Origin of the sequence: Kitasatospora sp. NPDC002965 (assembly GCF_040611255.1) — a bacterium.
Classification (GTDB): Bacteria; Actinomycetota; Actinomycetes; order Streptomycetales; family Streptomycetaceae; genus Kitasatospora.
Map to the genome: position 1 here is coordinate 1 of NZ_JBEXNT010000013.1, position 19613 is coordinate 19613.

16 protein-coding genes and 1 pseudogene are annotated in these 19613 nt (G+C 74.4%); 3 read left to right on the forward strand and 14 right to left on the reverse strand.

What is annotated here, in order from left to right; genetic code table 11:
- The 6 genes and pseudogenes from ABZY91_RS08140 to ABZY91_RS08165 all read right to left on the reverse strand — a co-directional run.
- Nucleotides 1-1046, reverse strand: a pseudogene (locus ABZY91_RS08140) (hypothetical protein); the annotation flags it as partial.
- 93 nt (nt 1047-1139) lie between these two features.
- Nucleotides 1140-2141, reverse strand: coding sequence for an SMI1/KNR4 family protein (locus tag ABZY91_RS08145; protein ID WP_329880013.1), 1002 nt, complete (start codon nt 2139-2141; stop codon nt 1140-1142).
- A gap of 134 nt (nt 2142-2275) precedes the next feature.
- Complete coding sequence (locus tag ABZY91_RS08150; RefSeq protein ID WP_355400722.1) at nt 2276-3388, reverse strand: DegT/DnrJ/EryC1/StrS family aminotransferase; 1113 nt, start codon at nt 3386-3388, stop codon at nt 2276-2278.
- A 198-nt stretch (nt 3389-3586) separates the two neighbouring features.
- A complete protein-coding gene (locus ABZY91_RS08155; RefSeq protein WP_355400724.1) occupies nt 3587-4717 on the reverse strand; it encodes a DegT/DnrJ/EryC1/StrS family aminotransferase in 1131 nt (376 codons plus the stop codon).
- Nucleotides 4718-4851: 134 nt separating this feature from the next.
- On the reverse strand, nt 4852-5832 hold the full coding sequence (locus ABZY91_RS08160) for an NAD-dependent epimerase/dehydratase family protein (protein WP_329880016.1): 981 nt from the start codon (nt 5830-5832) through the stop codon (nt 4852-4854).
- A complete protein-coding gene (locus tag ABZY91_RS08165) occupies nt 5829-7025 on the reverse strand; it encodes a Gfo/Idh/MocA family oxidoreductase (RefSeq protein WP_355400726.1) in 1197 nt (398 codons plus the stop codon). Before ABZY91_RS08165 ends, ABZY91_RS08160 begins: the two co-directional genes overlap by 4 nt.
- A 394-nt stretch (nt 7026-7419) precedes the next feature.
- Here ABZY91_RS08165 and ABZY91_RS08170 point away from each other — a divergent pair, with 394 nt between their 5' ends.
- Both ABZY91_RS08170 and ABZY91_RS08175 read left to right on the forward strand, forming a co-directional pair.
- Complete coding sequence (locus tag ABZY91_RS08170) at nt 7420-7884, forward strand: YwqJ-related putative deaminase (protein ID WP_355400728.1); 465 nt, start codon at nt 7420-7422, stop codon at nt 7882-7884.
- Between the two features lie 68 nt (nt 7885-7952).
- Nucleotides 7953-8498 carry an SUKH-3 domain-containing protein gene (locus ABZY91_RS08175; RefSeq protein WP_329947935.1) on the forward strand — a complete coding sequence of 182 codons (546 nt, stop codon included), beginning with the start codon at nt 7953-7955 and terminating at the stop codon, nt 8496-8498.
- A 122-nt stretch (nt 8499-8620) separates the two neighbouring features.
- Here ABZY91_RS08175 and ABZY91_RS08180 read toward each other — a convergent pair whose 3' ends face one another.
- Complete coding sequence (locus ABZY91_RS08180) at nt 8621-9883, reverse strand: histidine kinase (RefSeq protein WP_355400730.1); 1263 nt, start codon at nt 9881-9883, stop codon at nt 8621-8623.
- A 341-nt stretch (nt 9884-10224) separates the two neighbouring features.
- On the opposite strand from ABZY91_RS08180, the gene ppc reads away from it, so the two are divergent.
- Entirely contained in the window at nt 10225-12960 is a 2736-nt protein-coding gene (gene ppc, locus ABZY91_RS08185) for a phosphoenolpyruvate carboxylase (RefSeq protein ID WP_355400835.1), read from the forward strand.
- Between the two features lie 124 nt (nt 12961-13084).
- On the opposite strand, the gene ABZY91_RS08190 is transcribed toward ppc, so the two are convergent.
- The 7 genes from ABZY91_RS08190 to glmU all read right to left on the reverse strand — a co-directional run bounded on the left by ABZY91_RS08190 (nt 13085) and on the right by glmU (nt 19599).
- The gene (locus tag ABZY91_RS08190) at nt 13085-14044 is read right to left on the reverse strand and encodes a hypothetical protein (protein WP_355400732.1); all 960 of its coding nucleotides are present in this window, start codon (nt 14042-14044) and stop codon (nt 13085-13087) included.
- The gene (locus ABZY91_RS08195) at nt 14034-14555 is read right to left on the reverse strand and encodes a SigE family RNA polymerase sigma factor (RefSeq protein WP_329879133.1); all 522 of its coding nucleotides are present in this window, start codon (nt 14553-14555) and stop codon (nt 14034-14036) included. The genes ABZY91_RS08190 and ABZY91_RS08195 overlap by 11 nt, the downstream gene beginning before the upstream one ends.
- A 99-nt stretch (nt 14556-14654) precedes the next feature.
- Complete coding sequence (locus ABZY91_RS08200) at nt 14655-14927, reverse strand: hypothetical protein (RefSeq protein ID WP_355400734.1); 273 nt, start codon at nt 14925-14927, stop codon at nt 14655-14657.
- 382 nt (nt 14928-15309) lie between these two features.
- On the reverse strand, nt 15310-15891 hold the full coding sequence (pth, locus tag ABZY91_RS08205; protein WP_329947831.1) for an aminoacyl-tRNA hydrolase: 582 nt from the start codon (nt 15889-15891) through the stop codon (nt 15310-15312).
- A 148-nt stretch (nt 15892-16039) separates the two neighbouring features.
- Nucleotides 16040-16630, reverse strand: coding sequence for a 50S ribosomal protein L25/general stress protein Ctc (locus ABZY91_RS08210; RefSeq protein ID WP_355400736.1), 591 nt, complete (start codon nt 16628-16630; stop codon nt 16040-16042).
- Nucleotides 16631-16937: 307 nt separating this feature from the next.
- A complete protein-coding gene (locus tag ABZY91_RS08215) occupies nt 16938-17915 on the reverse strand; it encodes a ribose-phosphate diphosphokinase (RefSeq protein ID WP_329879137.1) in 978 nt (325 codons plus the stop codon).
- Between the two features lie 205 nt (nt 17916-18120).
- Nucleotides 18121-19599, reverse strand: a complete 1479-nt coding sequence (gene glmU, locus ABZY91_RS08220) for a bifunctional UDP-N-acetylglucosamine diphosphorylase/glucosamine-1-phosphate N-acetyltransferase GlmU (protein WP_355400738.1) — start codon at nt 19597-19599, stop codon at nt 18121-18123.
- Nucleotides 19600-19613 lie beyond the last annotated feature (14 nt).

Sequence of the window (19613 nt, forward strand, 5' to 3'; positions counted from 1 at the left end):
GGCACCGGGGCACCGGGGGCGCCCGGCGCGGGCGCGCCGGGCAGGCCGCCCGGACCCGGGAGACCTCCGGGCGGGGCGAGCACCGTCGGCGCCGGCTCCACGGCCGGACCGGACGGCGGCACCGCGGCACCGGGCCCGGGCGCACCCGGCAGACCGGCCAGACCGGGGAGGCCCCCGGGCGGGGCGAGCACCGTCGGCGCCGGCTCCACGGCCGGACCGGACGGCGGCACCACCACCTGCAGGCCGCCCTCGGGCAGCAGCACGGTGGCCGCCTCCGAACCGGCGCTGGGCGCGCCGGGCAGGCCCGCGCCGTTGGTGCGCAGCCCCTCGGGCAGCAGCACGGTGGCCGCCTCGGCCCCCGCGGCGGACACCGGCGCGTCGGCCGGGTCGTCGAACACGGGCGGCGGGGCGAGCATGGTCGGGGCGTCCCCGGCGGGCCGCTCGGAGACCGGCGGCGTGGTCAGGACGGCGGGCGCCGGCCCGTGCTCGGCGCCCACCGGAGCCGACGGCGCGGGCAGCACCGGCGGCGCGACCGGCACGACGGGCGCGGCGGGCGCGGCGGGCGCGACCGGCACGACGGGCGCGACGGGCGCGGCGGGCGGCACCTGCTCGGCGGGCGTACCCAGCCGCTCCGCCTCGGCGACGAGCGCCGCCGCACCGGCCTCCTGCAGCCACTGCGGCGGGCTGAGCAGGAAGGACGTCGCCTCGACCGGCCCCGGCGTCGGCCGGGCCGCCCCGGCCGGGTTGGCCGCGACCGGCCGGCCGTAGGCCTCCTCGTACTGCCGGACCACCTCGTTGACCGGCAGCGCGGGCCAGAGCGTGCTGGCGCCGGAGTCCCGGGCGATCACCAGCCGTGCCTCGCCCTCGGACCCGGTCGCACCGGCCCCGGACCGGCCCGCGGAGTCCGCGCCCCCGCCGGGCTGGACCGCCCAGCAGACGAAGCCCAGGTCGAACTCCCGGACCCGCACCTCGCGCTGCCGCTCCTGCGGCACCCCGCCGTTGATCCACTCCTCGGCGAGCTCCTGCGCCTGCGCGTACGTCACCACGCCCGGTTCACCCCTGTCCCCTTCGTCCCCGCTTGTTCCGCACCTTCGACCACCGGTACCGGGGCCGGCCCCGGCCGCGCCACCGCCGCCACGTCAGCCCACCGGGACGGCGCGCGCGAACCCGCCGTCCACCATGAGCTCGGCGACCGTCTCCAGCTCCGGCGGGCTCCCGGCCAGCCGGAGCAGGAAGGCGTCGAAGTCTTCGCCACAGGGCAGCAGCAGCCGGCCGGCCCGGTCCTCCGGCGACTCGGCGGCGCCGTTGTCGCGGGCGTCGTCGTAGAGGCAGAACCAGACCGAGCCGGTCCGCTCGCCGCGCACCTTGAGCGCCACGATGCCACCCTGCGCGTAGGCGATGCCCAGGTAGTCCTTGGTGAGGTGGTCGCGCAGGCACTTGTTGGCGTAGACGACGTCCTCGGTGCCGTACTCCTCGCTGAGCGTCAGGAACGGCTGGTCGAGCAGCAGCCCCAGCTCCGGGTCGAGCGCCACCCCGACCGGGGCGTGGCCGCCGCCGAGCTTGAGGAAGGTCCGGTAGGCGCCGGGCAGCCGGTAGCCGAGGCGCTCCTCGGCGCGCTGCACCAGGTCCTCGGTGACGCCGATCGGGTCGCCGCCGTCCTTGGCGAGCGAGAAGTGCACCGGCCGCTTCTCCTGGAGCGGCCGGGTGCCGCGCCGGAAGTGGTCGGCGGAGGAGGTGGCCAGGCCACCGTGGTGCCGCAGCAGGGCCTTGACCTCGACCGGGACCAGTTCCATCCGGCGCCAGCCGGGGGCCGCCCGGCCGACCGCGTGGTGCCAGGTCCAGCCGGGCGGAGTGGCGACGGCGGTCTCCAGGTCGGCCCAGAGCGGGTGGCCCTGGGTGAACAGCGCGGCGTTGGCCGACACGTAGTCGGTCAGCCTCAGCTCGTCGACGCCGAAGCCGACGGGCGGGTCGGCGACCTCGGCCGCCGCGGCGGCGTACGGGCCGAAGTCCGGGTAGCCGTACTCGTCCACCTGGACCCCGGCGGGGTGCCGCTCCGCGCGGACCGGATCCGGGAACTGCACCACCTGACCTGCGTACGCCGCGTTCGGTGCGGCGGCGACGCCGGGCCGACCTGTCGTCATCTGGGAGCCCCCACTGGCTGCTGCAAATTCTCGGTGCGCTTGTTGGACACCAGGGTAGGGGGTGCGCCCCGGCCGCGGTCCCCCGCCCGGGGAGACCGGGACGGGACCAGGACAGGACGGGGGCCGGACCGGGTTCAGGCCGCCAGTGCCTCGGCCAGCGCCTCCACCACGCGTTCCTGCTGCGCCTCGCCGATCTGCGGGTAGAGCGGCAGCGTCAGCAGTTCACGCGCGGCCCGCTCGGCGACCGGGAACGCCCCCTCGCCGTGGCCGAGGTGCCGGAACGCGGGCTGGAGGTGGACCGGGACGGGGTAGTGGACGCCGGCGCCGATGCCGGCCGCGTTCAGGGCGCCGAGCAGCGCGTCACGGTCCCGGCCGGCGCCGACCCGCACCGCGTACAGGTGCCAGACGTGCTCGTTGCCGGGGGCGGTACGCGGCGGGGTGATCCCGTCCAGGCCGGCCAGCAGCCGGTCGTACCGCTCGGCTGCGGCCCGGCGGGCCTCGTTCCAGGCGGGCAGCCGGCGCAGTTTGGCCCGGAGCACGACGGCCTGCAGCGCGTCCATCCGGGAGTTGAAGCCGAAGCGCTCGTGCACGTACTTGCGCGCGGAGCCGTGGTCGCCGATCAGCCGGACCGCGGCGGCCAGCCCGTCGTCATCGGTGACGACGCCGCCCGCGTCGCCGTACGCGCCCAGGTTCTTGCCGGGGTAGAAGCTGGTCGCGGAGATCCTGCCGTGGAACGCCCGGCCGTGCTGCCGGGCGCCCTGGGACTGCGCGGCGTCCTCCACGACCGGCCGGCCTCCGGCCAGGTCGAGCAGCGGCGCCATCGGGGCGAGCTGGCCGTTGAGGTGGACGGGCAGCAGCGCGACCGCGTCCGGCAGGACGTCGGCGACCCGCGCCGGGTCGATCAGCAGGTGGTCGGGGTCGGCGTCGACCAGGACCGGGCGCAGTCCGGCCCGCTGGACGGCCTCGGCGGTGGCCACGAACGTGTTGGCGGGCAGCACCACACCGCCGCCGGGCGGGAGGTCGAGGGCGCGCAGGGCCAGTTCGAGGGCGTCGGTGCCGTTGGCGGCGCCGACGCAGTGCCGGGTGCCGGAGAAGGCGGCGTACTCCTCCTCGAAGCCGGTCACCTCGGGGCCCTTGACGTAGCCGCCGCCGGCGAGCACCCGGTCGAAGCCGGCCCGGACCTCGGCTTCGACCTCGGCGTGCGCGGCCCTGAGGTCGACGAGCGGTACGGGCTGGTCGGTGGTCATCGTGGTCTCCCCTGGGCCGGTCGGACATGGGAACGGTCGGAACGCGGGAACGGGCCTGGACGGAACGGGCCTGGACACGGGAACGGGCCTGGCCGGAGCGGGCGGCGTCGGGAGGGCGCCGTCGGGCGGGCGCCGTGGAACCGGCCCGGTGGAACGGCGGGCGGGCGTCCGGGCCCACGAGCCGCTCGCCCGGCCCGCTCAGCCGAGCGCGGTCCGCAGGGCCCCGACCACCCGGTCCTGCTGCTCCTCGGTCAGCGCGTGGTAGAGCGGCAGGATCAGCGAGCGCCGGGTGAGCAGTTCGGTGGCGGGCAGCGGCACCCGGGCGGTGCCCTTGTACGGGGCCTCCAGGTGGGCCGCCATGATGCCGCGCCGGGCGGAGACGCCGGCCTCGGCGAGCCGGGCGAGCAGCTCGGCACGGCCGGGGGCGCCGTCCGGCGGCAGCACCCAGCAGGACTGGTAGTTGGTGGTGCCGTGCGGCGGGTCGTCGACCAGCCGGAGTCCGGTCCCGGCCAGCAGCTCCCGGTAGCGCCCGGCGAGTTCGCGCCGCCGCGCGACCATGGCCGGCAGCTTGCGCAGCTGCACCAGGCCGACGGCGGCCTGGATGTCGGTCATCCGGTAGTTGAAGCCGATCTCGTCGTAGGTCTCCAGCAGGTTCGCCCCGCCGGCCGCCGCGTGCCGGTCGGCGGCGGAGACGCTCATCCCGTGCTCGCGCAGCCGCCGCAGCCGGGCGGCCAGTTCGCCGTCCCGGCAGGTGACCATGCCGCCCTCGCCGGTGGTGAGCAGCTTGCGCGGGTGGAACGAGTACGCGGCGATCGCGGCCGTGCTGCCGACGGGCCGGTCCCGGTACACCGAGCCGGCCCCGCAGGCGGCGTCCTCGACCACGGTGATGCCGCGCGGTCCGGCGACGGCCCGGACGGCGTCCAGGTCGACCGGGACGCCGCCCTGGTCGACCACGACCACCGCCCTGGTCCGCGGGGTGAGCAACGGTTCGACGGTGGCGGCGGTGAGGTTGCCGGTGGCCGGGTCGACGTCGGCGAAGACCGGCACCGCACCGACGTAGGTGACGGCGTTGGCGGTGGCGACGAAGGAGAGCGACGGAACGACCACCTCGTCCCCCGGCCCGACGCCGGCGCCGATCAGCGCCAGGTGGAGGGCGGTGGTGCAGGACGAGACCGCGACGGCGTGCTCGACCCCGAGGTGCTCCGCGAAGGCCCGCTCGAACTCGGCGACCCGGGGGCCCTGGGCCACCCAGCCGGAGCGGACGGCCTCGGCGGCGGCCTCGGCCTCCTCCTCGCCGAGCCAGGGGATCATGACGGGGATGGTGGACACAGGTGTACTCCGAACTGCCGTGCGGTCACGGCGGGGAGGAGCCCGCAGGAGCGGTGGAGCGGCCCCGGCGGCGGGCCCCGGCGGGCGGCGGGCGGGCCGCGGCGAAGCGGCCCGGTGACGCGGCGGCCCGGTGGCTACTGCTCGCGCCACCAGGCGACCAGCCGGCGCAGGCCCTCGTCGAGGCCCAGCTCGGGCTTCCACCCGAGGTCGCGTTCGGCGGCGGCGATGTCCGCGAGCCGCCGGACCACGCCGCCGGCGGTGTCCCGCGCCGGGCCGTGCTCGACGCCCAGGTCGGTCCGGTCCATCGCGGCGAGCAACGCGTCGGCGAGGCCGCGCAGCGAGACCTCACCGGCGCTGGCGATGTTGTAGACCCGGTCGGTGACGGGCGCGGCGGCGGCCAGCAGGTTGGCCCGGGCGATGTCCTCGGTGTAGACGAAGTCCATGGTCTGCGCGCCGTCACCGAAGATCAGCGGCTGCTGTCCGGCGACGATCCGCTCCATCCAGCGGATGAACACCTCGGTGTACCGGCCGTGCACGTCCATCCGGGGGCCGTACACGTTGAAGTAGCGCAGCGCCACGTAGTCCAGGCCGTACATGGCGTGGAAGGAACGGAGCAGGCCCTCGTTGAAGACCTTGGCGGCCCCGTACAGCGTGTCGTTGTTGTAGGGGTGCTGGGTCTCGGGCGTCGGGAAGACGTCGGCGAGGCCGTAGACGGAGGCGGTGGAGGAGGCGACCACCTTGCCGACGCCCACCTCGGCGGCGGCCTCGACCACGTCGAAGGTGCCGTCCACCATGACCTCCAGGGCCAGCCTGGGTTCGGTGGCGCACTGGGTGATCCGGATCGCGGCCAGGTGGAAGAGCAGGTCGGTGCCGGGGCGGAGCAGCTCGCGCAGCAGGGCACGGTCGCGGATGTCGCCGTCCACCACCCGCAGCCGGCCGGGCGCTGCCGCCTCCCGGGCGTACGCGAGGTTGGCCTTCCGGCCGCGGACGAAGTTGTCGAGCACCACGACCTCGCGGGCACCCGCCTCGATCAGCTGGTCGACCACGGTGGAGCCGATGGTGCCGGCTCCGCCGGTGACCAGGCAGCGGGAGCCCTCGATCTCTACAGCGTTCACCGCGTGGCGGCCCTTTCCTGAGCTTCGGACAGTACGTCGTCATCGGGCAGTGCGCCGTCATAGGGCAGTGCGCCGTCGAGGCCGGCGCCCACCGGGACGGTGGCACCGCCGAGTTCGAGACTGAGCGAGGCCGCCTCCAGCAGTTGGAGCACCCGCAGGCCGGACCGGCCGTCGGTGAGCGGGTCCCGGCCCTCGGTGATGGCGGCGGCGAACTCGGCCATCACGTTGCGCAGCGCCTCCTGCTCGACCAGCGCGGGAGCGACCATCGAGCCGACCCGGTAGGAGATCTGCGTCTGGTGCCGGATCGCGTCGGTCAGCTCGTCGGGCGGGGTGAGGTCGACGCCGCGGTCGTGCACCGCGAGTCGGGCCTGCGGGTTGAGGTCGTCCCAGACCAGGGTGCGCCGCGACCCGCCGATCAGCGTGGTGCGGACCTTGGTCGGCGAGAGCCAGTTGACGTGGCAGTGGGCGAGCGCGCCGTTGCTCAGCCGGACACTCAGGTACGCGACGCAGGCCCGTCCGGCACCGATCGGGTCGGCGCCCTGGGCGGAGACGCCGACCGGTTCGACGCCCGGCGGCAGGACGAAGTCGAGGATGGACAGGTCGTGCGGGGCGAGGTCCCAGAGCACGTCGACGTCCGGCTGGACGAGCCCGAGGTTGATCCGTACCGAGTCGAAGAACTGGACGTCGCCGATCTCCCCGCCGTGCACGAGTTCGCGGATCCGGCGCACCACGGGGGTGTAGCAGAAGGTGTGGTCGCACATCAGCACCAGCCCGCGTTCCTCGGCGAGCGCCACCAGTTCGGCGGCCTCCGCGGCGGAGGTGGTGATGGGCTTCTCCACCAGGACGTGCTTGCCCGCCTCCAGCGCGGCCCGGACCAGCCGGTAGTGGGCGGCGGCCGGAGTGGCCACCGCCACCGCGGCGACCCGTTCGTCGGCCAGCACCTCCTCGAACGAGGCGGTGGACCGGACGGTGCTGTACTCGCCCAGCACCCGGCGGGACTTCGCCTCGTCCAGGTCGCAGAGCCAGTGCAGTCTCAGTGCCGGCGTCTGCTGTGCGTTGCGGACGAGGTTCGGTCCCCAGTAGCCGGCCCCGACCACCGCGATCCCGATCCGGTTCGCCGGCACGGTCTCCGGCGGCGCGCCCGGTGTGGGCACGTGTTCGCCGGGCGCCTCGCTGGCGGATTCCGTCGTCATCGCAGGACCCCCCCTTGCTCGGCGCCGCGACTCCCCCGCCCCGGCGCCCTCAACGATCATGGCAGGCAAAGGAGTTGCCAGTACCCCACGGGGTTCCCCACCGGCCGAACGACCCCTCGGCTCGCTGCTGGAACGCTACCGGCCGCCACCACCGCCCGGGGGTGGATTCGGGAAACCCGGGGACGAGTCGTGACGATGCCGTGCGGATCCGGCCAACGTCGCGTGTCCGTCCGCCCGGGCGCGGGGCCCTGCCGGAGGGTCGACGGGCCGGCCCGGCCCGGCGCCGCACCCCGGTTGTGCGGTTGTCAGTGCCATTTGACAGGCTTGCTCCGGGCCGGCCCCGCCAGCCCCACTGGTACCGACAGCACCGGGGAGCGAGAGGGAGGACGACGCCATGACCACCGGGGAACCGGCCGGCACGCCGCCGCTGCGCCATCACCGCGACAGCCTGCTGCCCGCCGTCGCCGCCGCCCTGTCGCTGAAGGGCGGCGAGGTGCACACCCTGGCGGGCGACAAGTCCGCCCGCCGGCCCGTGCTGCACCCGCTGGTCGGCGACTTCCTGGACGCGCTGCCGCCGGAGCACCGGGAGCGGTTCACCGGACGCTGCCCGGAGGCGGTCCTGCTGTCCCAGTACCTGGTGGCGGTGGACGGCAAGCGCTCCAAACGCGCCTCCCGGAAGCCGATGAGCCTGCCCGAGGCGCGCAAGGCGCTCAAGGGCGCGCGGCTGACGACCGTACGGATCCGGGAGGAGCACGACCCGGCGCACGGTACCCACGCCCCGCCGTGCCGCTCCTGCTCGCCGCTGCTGGAGCACTTCACCGTGCAGAGCGTCGCCGTCGGCCCGGCCGCCGGCCGCTGACCGGCCACCGCCCGGTCCCCGACCGCGCACCCGCACCGTCCCCCGTCCCCGACCCGCCGGAGCCCGTCCTGAATCCGCCCAGTCCGCCCCCGCCCCCGCCGTCCACCCTCACCGGACCGCCCCCGCGGACGCGTCCGCGCTTCCCCGCCGACGTCGCCGCCGAGCTCAAGACGGCCGGCTGGCACCCCGGCCGCTGGCAGATCCGGCAGGCCGAGGAGTGGGCCGACGCCCTGGTCGGGTACGGCAGCCCGGCCGGCGTCCAGCACTCGGTGTTCCCGGCAGCGGTGGAGGCCTGGGCCGAGTTCGGCGGCCTCGCCTTCGACCTGGCCGGCCCCGGACGGCAGCTGGCCCGGACCCCGTTCCTGGTCGACCCCCTGTGCGGGCTGCACCAGCCGCGCACCCTGGCCGACCTCGGCCGCGCCCTGGACACCCGGCTCGCCCCGCTCGGCGAGGAGGCGTACGGACAGGCGCTGCTGGCGGTCGACGAGGAGGGCCGGGTCTACAGCCTGGACCACACCGGCGAGTGGTTCCTCGGTCACGGCGTCGACCAGGCGATCACCGCGCTGGTACTCGGCACCGCCCCCGAGCGGCTGCGCGCGCCCGACGAGCCGTAGACCGGGGCCGGTCCCGGCCGCCTCCCCGGACTCGCCCCGGACCGCAACCCACCGTGCCCGGTACCCGACCGCACCGGCGCCCGGCCGGGACCGGCAGCGGGAGGGCGGACGGGCGTCGGGGCTCAGACCAGCCGGTCGGTCCGGACCGCCAGCCGCGACGGCAGCACCGCCTCCACCCGGAACCCGCCGTCCCGCTCCGGTCCCGACGAGAAGGTGCCGCCCAGCGCGATCACCCGCTCCCGCATCCCGACCAGCCCGTTGCCGCCGCTGGGCAGCGCGGCCGCGGCCCGCTCGCCCCCCGGACAGGCGTTCACCACGCTGACCCGCACCCCGTTCGGCGCGTACGCGAGCAGCACCGAGACCTGCGCCCCGCCGGCGTGCTTGTGCGCGTTGGTCAGCCCCTCCTGGACCACCCGGTACGCGGTCTGCTCGGCCTCGGCGGTGAACTCCTGCCGGCCGCCGCTGACCGTGAGGGTGACGGCCATCCCGGCCGCGCGCGACTGGTCGACCAGCCGGGGCAGCGCGGCCAGCGAGTCGGGCTCGATCGCCGCCTCGTCGGACATCCGCAGCACCCCGAGGATCTCGCGCAGCTCGTTGAGCGCCTGCCGGCCGACCTCGCCCATCAGCTTGGCGCTCTGCGCCGCCCGGTCCGGGTCCTTGGCCACGATCCGCTCCAGGGCCCCGGCGTGCACCACCATCAGCGACACGCGGTGCGCCACCACGTCGTGCATCTCGCGGGCGATCCGGGTCCGTTCCTCCAGCCGGGCCCGGCGGGCCCGCTCCCGGGCCTGTTCGGCCAGCAGGTCCAGCTCGGTCTCCAGGCCGTGCGCGCGGTCCTTGAGCGACTCGATCAGCCGCCGGCGCGCCCCGACGTAGAGGCCGGTCACCACCGGGGCCACGGTCAGGCCGACGGACACCAGCAGCGCCAGCACCAGCTGGCCCCAGAACGGCGGCTGCTCGACGTCGCCGGGGGTCAGCATCGACAGCAGGATCACCCCGGCGACCTCGGCGTAGGCGAGCGCGGAGAGCGCCACCACCCGCCGTCGGCGCGAGGGCCACTCCCACGTCTCGGCCAGCGTGTACAGCGCCACCATCAGCAGCACCATGCCGGGGATCCCGGGCATCACCATCAGGGCGACCAGCACCGGTACGGCCGGCCAGCGGCGGCGCAGCACCAGGGTGGCACCGGCCAGCGCGCCGAACAGCGCGACCCCGAACATCGTCGCGGTTCCCAGGTGGAACCGGGCGCCCAGGAAGGCGACCGAACTGGCCGCACACTCCAGCGCCGCGAGGGCGGCCAGCCCGGCGTCCAGGAGGGCGCTGCGCCGACGCCGCCACCACAAGAACGACCGGTCCCGCGCGCGCTCCCCAGGCGACTTGCTCATGGCTCACAGACTACGGCGCATCACCGCCCCTTCCCCACCCGGTTCCGCCCCGACACCTCGACCGCGCTCCAAGTGGTCCAGACCACATACGGGCCCGGGGCATCCGTGTCCGCCATCCGGCCACCTCGCGGACAGCGACCCTCCCGACACCTATGCTGGTCGCGTCGGACAGCGCGGTCCGCACGCGTCACACCCGCCACACGCGGGCGGACCTGTGACGATGAGCCGTTGCCGAACACCCCACCACCCCGAGGGAGCCAGCCGTGACCGCTCCGGTCCCCACCCCGGCGGACAGCCAAACCGCAGTCGGCGCAGCCGGCCCGGTCGCCGACAACTCAGCCCTGCGCGCGGACATCCGCCGTCTCGGCGACCTGCTCGGCGAGACTCTGGTCCGCCAGGAGGGCCCCCAGCTGCTGGGCCTGGTCGAACAGGTCCGTCTGCTGAGCCGCACCAACGGCGAGGCCACCGCCGAACTGCTCTCCGACATCGACCTGGAGACCGCCGCCAAGCTGGTGCGCGCCTTCTCCACCTACTTCCACCTCGCCAACGTCACCGAGCAGGTGCACCGCGGCCGCGAGCTGGCCACCCGGCGCGCCCGCGAGGGCTCGCTGCTGGAGCAGACCGCCGACCAGCTCGCCGAGGCGGACCCCAAGCACCTCCAGAACACCCTGGCCCACCTCGCGGTCCGCCCGGTCTTCACCGCGCACCCCACCGAGGCGGCCCGCCGCAGCGTCCTCAACAAGCTCCGCCGGATCGGCGAACTGCTCGACCGGATCCACCGCGAGGAGATCGCCGCCGGCCTCTCGCACGCCGACCCGGCGCGCACCTCCTCGGCCCGGCGCCAGGCCGACCGCCGCCTCGCCGAGGTCATCGACCTGCTCTGGCAGACCGACGAGCTGCGGATCGCCCGCCCCGAGCCCACCGACGAGGCCCGCAACGCCGTCTACTACCTGGACGAGCTGTACCGCGAAGCCGTCCCCGCGGTCCTGGAGGAGCTGCACGAGGAGCTGGCCCGGGTCGGCCTCGCCCTCCCCGACGGCGTCCGTCCGCTGACCTTCGGCAGCTGGATCGGCGGCGACCGCGACGGCAACCCCAACGTCACCCCGCAGGTCACCTGGGACGTCCTCAACCTCCAGCACGAGTACGGCATCAAGGACGCCCTCGCCGCCGTCGACGACCTGCGCAACTCGCTCTCCACCTCCGAGCGGCTGGCCGGCGCCTCGGTCGAGCTGCTCGCCTCGCTCAACGCCGATCTGCAGCTCCTCCCCGAGCTGAGCCCGCGCTACAAGCGGATGAACGCCGAGGAGCCGTACCGCCTCAAGGCCACCTGTGTCCGGCTCAAGCTGGAGAACACCCGCGAGCGGCTCGCCAACGGCACCCCGCACGTCAAGGGCCGCGACTACCTCGGCACCCGCGAGCTGATCGCCGACCTCCGGCTGATCCAGGACTCGCTGCGCGCCCACCGCGGCGAGCTGATCGCCGACGGCCGGCTCGCCCGCGCCATCCGCACCGTCGAGGCCTTCGGCCTCCAGCTCGCCACCATGGACGTCCGCGAGCACGCCGAGGCCCACCACCACGCGCTCGGCCAGCTCTTCGACCGGCTCGGCGAGGAGGCCTGGCGCTACGCCGACATGCCGCGGGAGTACCGCCAGCGGCTGCTCGCCAAGGAGCTGCGCTCGCGGCGCCCGCTCGCCCCGACGCCGGCCCCGCTGGACCCCGCCGGCGCCAAGACCCTGGGCGTCTTCACCACCATCCGCGAGGGCTTCGAGCGCTTCGGCGACGAGATCGTCGAGTCCTACATCATCTCGATGTGCCAGGGCGCCGACGACGTCTTCGCCGCCACCGTGCTGGCCCGCGAGGCCGGCCTGATCGACCTGCACGCCGGGATCGCCAAGATCGGCATCGTGCCGCTGCTGGAGACCACCGACGAGCTCCAGCAGGCCGACCGGATCCTCGACGAGATGCTCTCCGACCCCTCCTACCGGCTGCTCGTCTCGCTGCGAGGCGACGTCCAGGAGGTCATGCTCGGCTACTCCGACTCCTCCAAGTTCGGCGGCATCACCACCTCCCAGTGGGAGATCCACCGCGCCCAGCGCCGGCTGCGCGACGTCGCGCACCGGTACGGCATCCGGCTGCGGCTCTTCCACGGCCGCGGCGGCACCGTCGGCCGCGGCGGCGGCCCCTCGCACGAGGCGATCCTCGCGCAGCCCTGGGGCACCCTGGAGGGCGAGATCAAGGTCACCGAGCAGGGCGAGGTGATCTCCGACAAGTACCTGCTGCCCTCGCTGGCCCGCGAGAACCTCGAACTGACCATCTCCGCCACCCTGGCGGCCTCCGCGCTGCACACCGCCCCGCGCCAGGCCCCCGAGGAACTGGCCCGCTGGGACGCCGCCATGGACCGCGTCTCCGAGGCCGCGCACACCTCCTACCGGGCCCTGGTCGAGCAGGAGGACCTGCCGAAGTACTTCTTCGCCGCGACCCCGGTCGACCAGCTCGCCTCGCTGCACCTGGGCTCCCGTCCGTCCCGCCGCCCCGACTCGGGCGCCGGTCTGGACGGCCTGCGCGCCATCCCGTGGGTGTTCGGCTGGACCCAGTCCCGCCAGATCGTCCCCGGCTGGTACGGCGTCGGCGCCGGCCTCGCCGCCGCCCGCGAGGCCGGTCTCGGCGACGTGCTCGACGAGATGTACGGCCAGTGGCACTTCTTCCGCAACTTCCTGTCCAACGTCGCCATGACGCTGGCCAAGACCGACCTGCGGATCGCCCGCCACTACGTCGAGCAGCTGGTCCCGGCCGAACTGCACCACGTCTTCGACCAGATCGTGGCCGAGCACGACGTGACCCTGCGCGAGGTCCTCCGGCTCACCGGGGAGAGCGAGCTGCTGGAGCGCAACCCGGTGCTCAAGCAGACCTTCACCGTCCGCGACGCCTACCTGGACCCGATCTCCTACCTCCAGGTCGCGCTGCTGCGCCGCCAGCGCGAGGAAGCCTCCACCGGCCGCAAGGAGGACCCGCTGCGGGCCCGGGCCCTGCTGCTGACCGTCAACGGCATCGCCGCCGGTCTGCGCAACACCGGCTGACCCCGGCCGGAACACCCGGAACACCCGGAGGGCCCCGCGGCGCGTGCCGCGGGGCCCTCCGCCGTCCCCGGCCGGACGAGCGGCGCCCGGCCGGTCCGGCGACGTCCGGCCCGCCCGTTGCCGGTCAGTCCAGCGGCCGCACCTCGATCACCAGCGGCCCGTACCGGGCCAGGACGTCCGCCCGGGCGGTCGGGGCCTGCGCGGTGACGACGAGCACGCCGGTGCCGTCCTCCGAGACGTACACGTCGGAGATCGTCACGTTCCGCGCCGCCCAGTAGTCCCGGTCGTCCACCTCGATCCGCTGCGCCAGCGCGTGGAAGAACTTCCGCGATCCGGGCACGTCCACGAAGTTGATCCCCACCCCGAGGTGCGGAACGGTGTTCAGCACCACCTGGTCCAGCTCGCTCCCCGGGACCCGCATCACGTACACCTCGCCGGTCCCCAGGTCACTGCAGACGCCGAAGTAGTGCTCCGGGTAGCTCCCCGAGCCGATTCGCCTGATGTCGGCGGACACGTCGATCGGGTGGCGGTTGACCTGGCCCCCGCTCGTGCTCGACCCGGGCTTCGGCGACGCGGGCAGGGTCGGCCCCGCGGTGGTGGTCGGCGGGGTCGAGGGCGGCGTCGAGGGCGGGGTCGACGGGGCGTGCGCCTCCTCCCAGGTGGGCAGCCGCAGCGCGGCCGGGCCCCCCGCGCAGACCCCGAGCATCCCTCCCGTGTCGATGGAGCTCGACGTCGACGGCTGCGGGTGCAGGGTCTGCGACGACGTCCCTCCGGGGGTCGGCGGGGGCGGTCCCCAGCCGGTGGCCCCGGCCGCGGCCGGACCCGCCGGCCCGGCGGCCCCGGCCCCGCCGACCCCCACCTGCGTCAGCGCCCCGATGCCGACCGCCAGCACCGCCGCCCCCGCCGCCACCCGCAGCGCCAGCCCCTGCCGCGACCGGCGCCGGCCGGCGGCCCTCAGCTCCGCCAGCGGCGGGCTGCCGCCCGCCGACCGGGCCCGTGCCCCGAGCCGGACGACCAGCTCCTCCTCGAACCGGTCCGCAGCGCCGTCCGCGGCGCCCCGACCGTCCCTGTCCTCAGCCGTCATGGCCCACCATCTCCTTCGCCGGTGCCAGTTCCTGTCGAAGCGTCTTCATCGCGCGGGCCAGGTGGGTCCTGGCCGTCGTCAGTGAGCACCCGAGTTCCTCGGCCACCTGGGCCACCGACCGATCGGCGTAGTACCGCAGGACCACCGCCGTCCGCTGACGCGGCGACAGCGATCTCAGGGCCCGCTCCAGTTGCTCGTCCCGTGCGTCGACCGCGGCCACCGGGGTGTCCGGCAGTTGCGGCGTCAGCACCTCACGACGGGTCCGCCGCCAACGCGACACGTGCGTGCGGACCATCGCCTTGCGGACGTAGCCCTCGGTCGCGCCGGGGTCCCGGATCGCGCCGCGCCGGGCGTACACCCGGGCCAGGGCGTCGTGCAGGAGGTCCCGTGCGTCGTGGACGTCCCCCGTGATCAGGAACGCGCCACGCAGCAGCGCCTGGTACCGCGCCGCGACGAACTCGTCGAACGGGTCACCCGTGGTGCCGTCCGGCCGCATCGATTCGCGCTTCATGCCCACAGGACGCCCCGGCCGCCGGGAACGGATGACAGCCGCGGGAAAATGCCGGAGGGGCCGGCGTCCGCACCTCGGACCCGGCCCCTCCGCTCTCCGTCACTCCGTCAGATCGCCCGCGCGCCGGCGCTTGATCCACAGGGCCGCGCCGCCCGCGGCCACGACCAGGCCGCCGCCGACGGCCAGCAGGCCCGCGTCACCGCCGACCGAGCCGCCGAGCACCGGGCCGACGAACTGCGCCGAGACCGGCTCCGGGGACACCACACCCGGATCGGGATCCGCCACCGGATCGGCGTGCGCCACACCGCCGGAGAGCAGCACGCCGGCCGCGCCCAGGGCGCCGGCGGTGCCCAGCGCACCCGCCGTGCCCACCCGCCGTCCGAGCTTCCTCAGTCGAACCACCCGGATCCGCCGAAGGCGTCGGACCGGCCGCAAACTCCGCATCGAGAACTCCCCAGAACCCGTTCGCGTACTGGCCTGACGCTATCCGATCCGCACAGCCTTCTCACACGCATTCAGGTTTGGACGACCAAGCGTTGCACGACTGTTGTGCAGCCCCCCGCCGCCCGTTCGTACGCGGCCCGCGGCACGGCGCCGGGCCGCCCCGACGGTGCCGCACGGCAGGTCGGGCCCGCCCCGCCGCACGCCGACGGCCCCGGCGCGGACCCGGCCGGACGACGCCCGACCGGCCCCGACGAACCTGCCGGACCTGCCCCGACCGGCCCGGGCCGTGACACGACTCACACGGCGGCGGTCAGGAGTTGTACGTCGACTGGGCCCGCTCCAGACCCTCCGAGAGCAGCGCCTCCACCGCGTCCGCCGAGCGGTCCACGAACCACTCCAGCTCCTTGCGCTCGGTGGCGGAGAAGTCCTTCAGCACGAAGTCCGCGACCTCCATCCGGCCCGGCGGGCGACCGATCCCGCACCGCACCCGGTGGTACTCCGGACCCAGCGACTTGGTGATCGACTTCAGCCCGTTGTGGCCGTTGTCCCCGCCGCCCGACTTCAGCCGGAGCGCCGCGTAGTCGATGTCCAGCTCGTCGTGGACGGCCACCAGCGCCGAGGTCGGCGCCTTGTAGAAGTCCCGCAGCGCGGTGACCGGGCCGCCGGAGAGGTTCATGAACGACATCGGCTTGGCCAGCACCACCCGGCGCCCGCCCAGCCGCCCCTCGGCCACCTGGGCCCGGCTCTTGTGCGCCTTGAACCTGGCACCCATCCGCTGCGCCAGCAGGTCCACCACCATGAACCCGATGTTGTGCCGGTTCCTGGCGTACTGCTCCCCCGGGTTGCCCAGCCCCACCACCAGCCAGGGGCCCTCGTACACGTCCTCGCTCATCCCACCGCTCCTCGTGGTCACCTGCACCGCCATCATCCCGGACGCACCGCTGCCCCGGCCGCTCCCAGTACGGGGAGCGACCGGGGCAGCGGTCTCAAGCTGGTCGACAGGCCGGTCGAAGGGCCTGCCGGGAAGCCTGCCGAAAGGCTCAGGCCTCGGCGCCGGCCTCGGCCTCGGTGCCCTCGGCCTCGGCCGGGGCGGCCTGGGCGGCGATGACCTGCAGCACGACGGTGTCGCCGTCGACGGCCAGGGTCACGCCGGACGGCAGGGTGATGTCCTTGGCGTGGATGGAGGCGCCGGCCTCAAGGCCCTCGACCGAGACGGTGACGGCCTCGGGCAGGTGGGTGGCCTCGGCCTCGACCGGCAGGGCCTGCAGGACGTGCTCCAGCAGGTTGCCGCCCGGGGCCAGCTCGCCCTCGGCCTGGACCGGGATCTCGACGGTGACCTTCTCGCCGCGCTTGACCAGCAGCAGGTCGACGTGCTCGATGGTGCGCTTGATGGCCTCACGCTGGACGGCCTTCGGCAGGACGAACTCGTCCTTGCCCTCGATCGGCACGACCAGCAGGGCGTTCGGGGTCTTCAGGGCCATCATCAGGTCGTGGCCGGGCAGGTTCAGGTGAACCGGCGCGAGGCCGTGGCCGTAGACGACACCGGGGACGAAGCCGGCACGGCGGGCGCGACGGGCGGCACCCTTGCCGAACTCGGAACGGGTCTCAGCGGCGATGCGGATCTCGGACACGACTGCACTCCTCGTAAAAGCTGGCGCGGGGTGCAGGCAATGCGAAAAAACCGCCGGGACCACACCCTCGTAACATTCGGGGGTCACTCGGCGGCGCAACGACTTCTGCCGGTGCCCGGAAAATCCGGCGCCGGCAGCGCGTCGATCACGGAGCGGGCACCCGGCAAGCAGGCACACGGCATCCCTCGCCGAGCAGTTTCACGAGTCTAACCGGACCGGTGGCCTCTCGCGAAATCGGCGGCGGCCCCGGCTCCCGAGGGAACCGGGGCCGCCTGCACGGGGCTCGGTCGGTGCGCACCCGCGAAGGTCAGTGCACACCCTCGAAGAGGCTGGTGACCGAGCCCTCCTCGAACACCTCGCGGATGGCGGCCGCGATCGACGGGGCGATCGACAGCGTCGTGATCTTGTCGAGCTGGATCGAGGCCGGGGTCGGCAGCGTGTTGGTGAACACGAACTCGCTGACCCGCGAGTTCTTCAGCCGGTCGGCCGCCGGGCCGGAGAGCACACCGTGGGTGGCCGCCACCAGGACGTCCGCGGCGCCGTTCTCGAAGAGCGCGTCGGCCGCGGCGCAGATCGTGCCGGCGGTGTCGATCATGTCGTCGACGAGGACGCAGACCCGGTCCTGCACGTCGCCGACCACGTCGGCCGAGAGGATGGTGTTGGCCTGCGTGATGTCACGGCGCTTGTGGATGATCGCCAGCGGCGCGTCCAGACGGTCGCACCACTGGTCGGCGACCTTCACCCGGCCGGCGTCCGGCGAGACCACGGTGAGCTTCGCCCGGTCGACCCGGCCGCCCACGTAGTCCGCCAGCAGCGGCAGCGCGAACAGGTGGTCCACCGGGCCGTCGAAGAAGCCCTGGATCTGCGCGGTGTGCAGATCCACGGCCATCAGCCGGTCGGCGCCCGCCTGGCGCAGCAGGTCGGCCACCAGGCGGGCCGAGATGGGCTCGCGGCCCAGGTGCTTCTTGTCCTGGCGGGCGTACCCGTAGAACGGCAGGATCGCGGTGATGCTCCGGGCCGAGGCCCGCTTGAGAGCATCGATCATGATCAGCTGTTCCATGATCCACTGGTTGATGGGAGCCGTGTGGCTCTGCATCACGAAGCAGTCCGCGCCTCGCGCCGACTCCAGGAAACGGACGTAGATCTCACCGTTGGCGAAGTCCAGGGCCTTGGTCGGGACGAGTTCGGTCCCCAGCGATTCGGCCACCTCCCTCGCCAGCTCGGGGTGGGCACGGCCGGAGAAGAGCTTCAGCTTCTTCTCGCCCGACGTGGTGATCCCGCTCACTGCCACCGTCTCCTCGCGTTGCTGACGCTGAACCCGTCCGCACCGCACAGGCAGGCTCGCGCCTGCCTGCGGGAGGGAGTCGGGGAATTGTCGGTACGCCTGGACACGGGCGGTAGGCCCTGCGGCGCACGCATGACCCCAAGGTTACGCGCCCGCACAGAAACCGTCCGCCCCGGGACCATCTGCCGGACCGGCACCCGACCGGTCAGGCCTCCGGCGAGGCCTCCCGGCCGGCGGCCGTGGCAGCCGCCGCGGCCTGCGCCGATGTCGTTCCGGGGCGCTTGCGCTCGACCCAGCCGGGGATGTTCCGCTGCTGTGCCCGGCCCACGCCGAGCGCGCCCGCCGGAACGTCGTTGGTGATCACCGAACCGGCCGCGGTGTAGGCGCCGTCACCGACCGTCACGGGAGCGATGAACATGTTGTCGGAACCGGTACGGCAGTGCGCCCCGATGACGGTGCGGTGCTTGTTGACCCCGTCGTAGTTCACGGTGACCGAGGCCGCGCCGACGTTGGCGCCCTCGCCGATGGTGGCGTCGCCGATGTACGAGAGGTGCGGCACCTTGGCGCCCTCGCCCAGCTCGGAGTTCTTCACCTCGACGTAGGTGCCGACCTTCGCCTTCCGGGCCAGCTTCGCGCCCGGCCGCAGGTACGCGTACGGCCCGGCGACGGCGAGGTCGCCGACCTCGGCGCCGTCCGCCGTGGTGTTGGTCACACGCGCGCCGGCACCGATCCGGGTGTCCTTGATCGTCGAGTTGGGGCCCACCTCGCAGCCCTCGCCCAGGTGCGTGCCGCCCTGCAGCTGCGTGTTGGGCAGCACCACCGCGTCCGGCTCGTACGACACCTGGACGTCGAACCACGTGGTCGCCGGGTCCACCACGGTGACGCCGGCCCGCATCGCGCGGTCCAGCAGCCGGTCGTTGAGCAGCCGGCGGGCGTGGGCCAGCTGCACCCGGTCGTTGATGCCGAGGATGTCCCGGTAGTCGGCGGCGACGACCGCGCCCACCCGGTGGCCCGCCTTGCGCAGGATCTGCAGGGTGTCGGTGAGGTACTCCTCGCCCTGCGAGTTGTCGGTGGTCACCTCGGCGAGCGCCTGCACCAGCAGCCCGGCGTCGAAGGCGAAGACCCCCGAGTTGATCTCGTCGATCGCCCGCTGGGCGTCCGAGGCGTCCTTCTCCTCGACGATCGCCGCGACCGCGCCGTCCACACCGTCCACGCCGTCACGCAGGATCCGGCCGTAGCCGAAGGGGTCCGGCACCACGGCGGTCAGTACGGTGACTCCGTTGCCCTGCGCGTCGTGCGCGTCGGCCAGGGCGCGCAGCGTCTCCCCGGTCAGCAGCGGCGCGTCCCCGGTGGTGACGATCACCGTGCCGTCCAGCTCGATCCCGTCGGCGGCCAGCGCCTCCAGCGCCGTCCGCACGGCGTGCCCGGTGCCGTTCTGCTCCTCCTGCACGACGGCGCGGGCCTGCGGATGACGGGCCGCCAGGTGCTCGCGGACCTTCTCCCTGAGGTGGCCGATCACCACGACCAGCTGGCCCGGCGTCAGCTCCTCCGCGGCCGCCACCGCATGGCCGACCAGGGACCGTCCGCACACCTCGTGCAGCACCTTCGGCAGGCTGTTCGACTTCATCCTGGTTCCGCCACCGGCGGCAAGCACGACAACGGCGGCGGGCGAATTGGCACTCACGGGGGGAGGCTCCT

Coding starts and splice junctions, on each gene's coding strand:
- ABZY91_RS08145 (WP_329880013.1), bottom strand. CDS start 2,141: ATGACGACAGGTCGGCCCGGCGTCGCCGCCGCACCGAACGCGGCGTAC.
- ABZY91_RS08150 (WP_355400722.1), bottom strand. CDS start 3,388: ATGACCACCGACCAGCCCGTACCGCTCGTCGACCTCAGGGCCGCGCAC.
- ABZY91_RS08165 (WP_355400726.1), bottom strand. CDS start 7,025: ATGACGACGGAATCCGCCAGCGAGGCGCCCGGCGAACACGTGCCCACA.
- ABZY91_RS08170 (WP_355400728.1), top strand. CDS start 7,420: ATGACCACCGGGGAACCGGCCGGCACGCCGCCGCTGCGCCATCACCGC.
- ABZY91_RS08180 (WP_355400730.1), bottom strand. CDS start 9,883: ATGAGCAAGTCGCCTGGGGAGCGCGCGCGGGACCGGTCGTTCTTGTGG.
- ABZY91_RS08190 (WP_355400732.1), bottom strand. CDS start 14,044: ATGACGGCTGAGGACAGGGACGGTCGGGGCGCCGCGGACGGCGCTGCG.
- ABZY91_RS08195 (WP_329879133.1), bottom strand. CDS start 14,555: ATGAAGCGCGAATCGATGCGGCCGGACGGCACCACGGGTGACCCGTTC.
- pth (WP_329947831.1), bottom strand. CDS start 15,891: ATGAGCGAGGACGTGTACGAGGGCCCCTGGCTGGTGGTGGGGCTGGGC.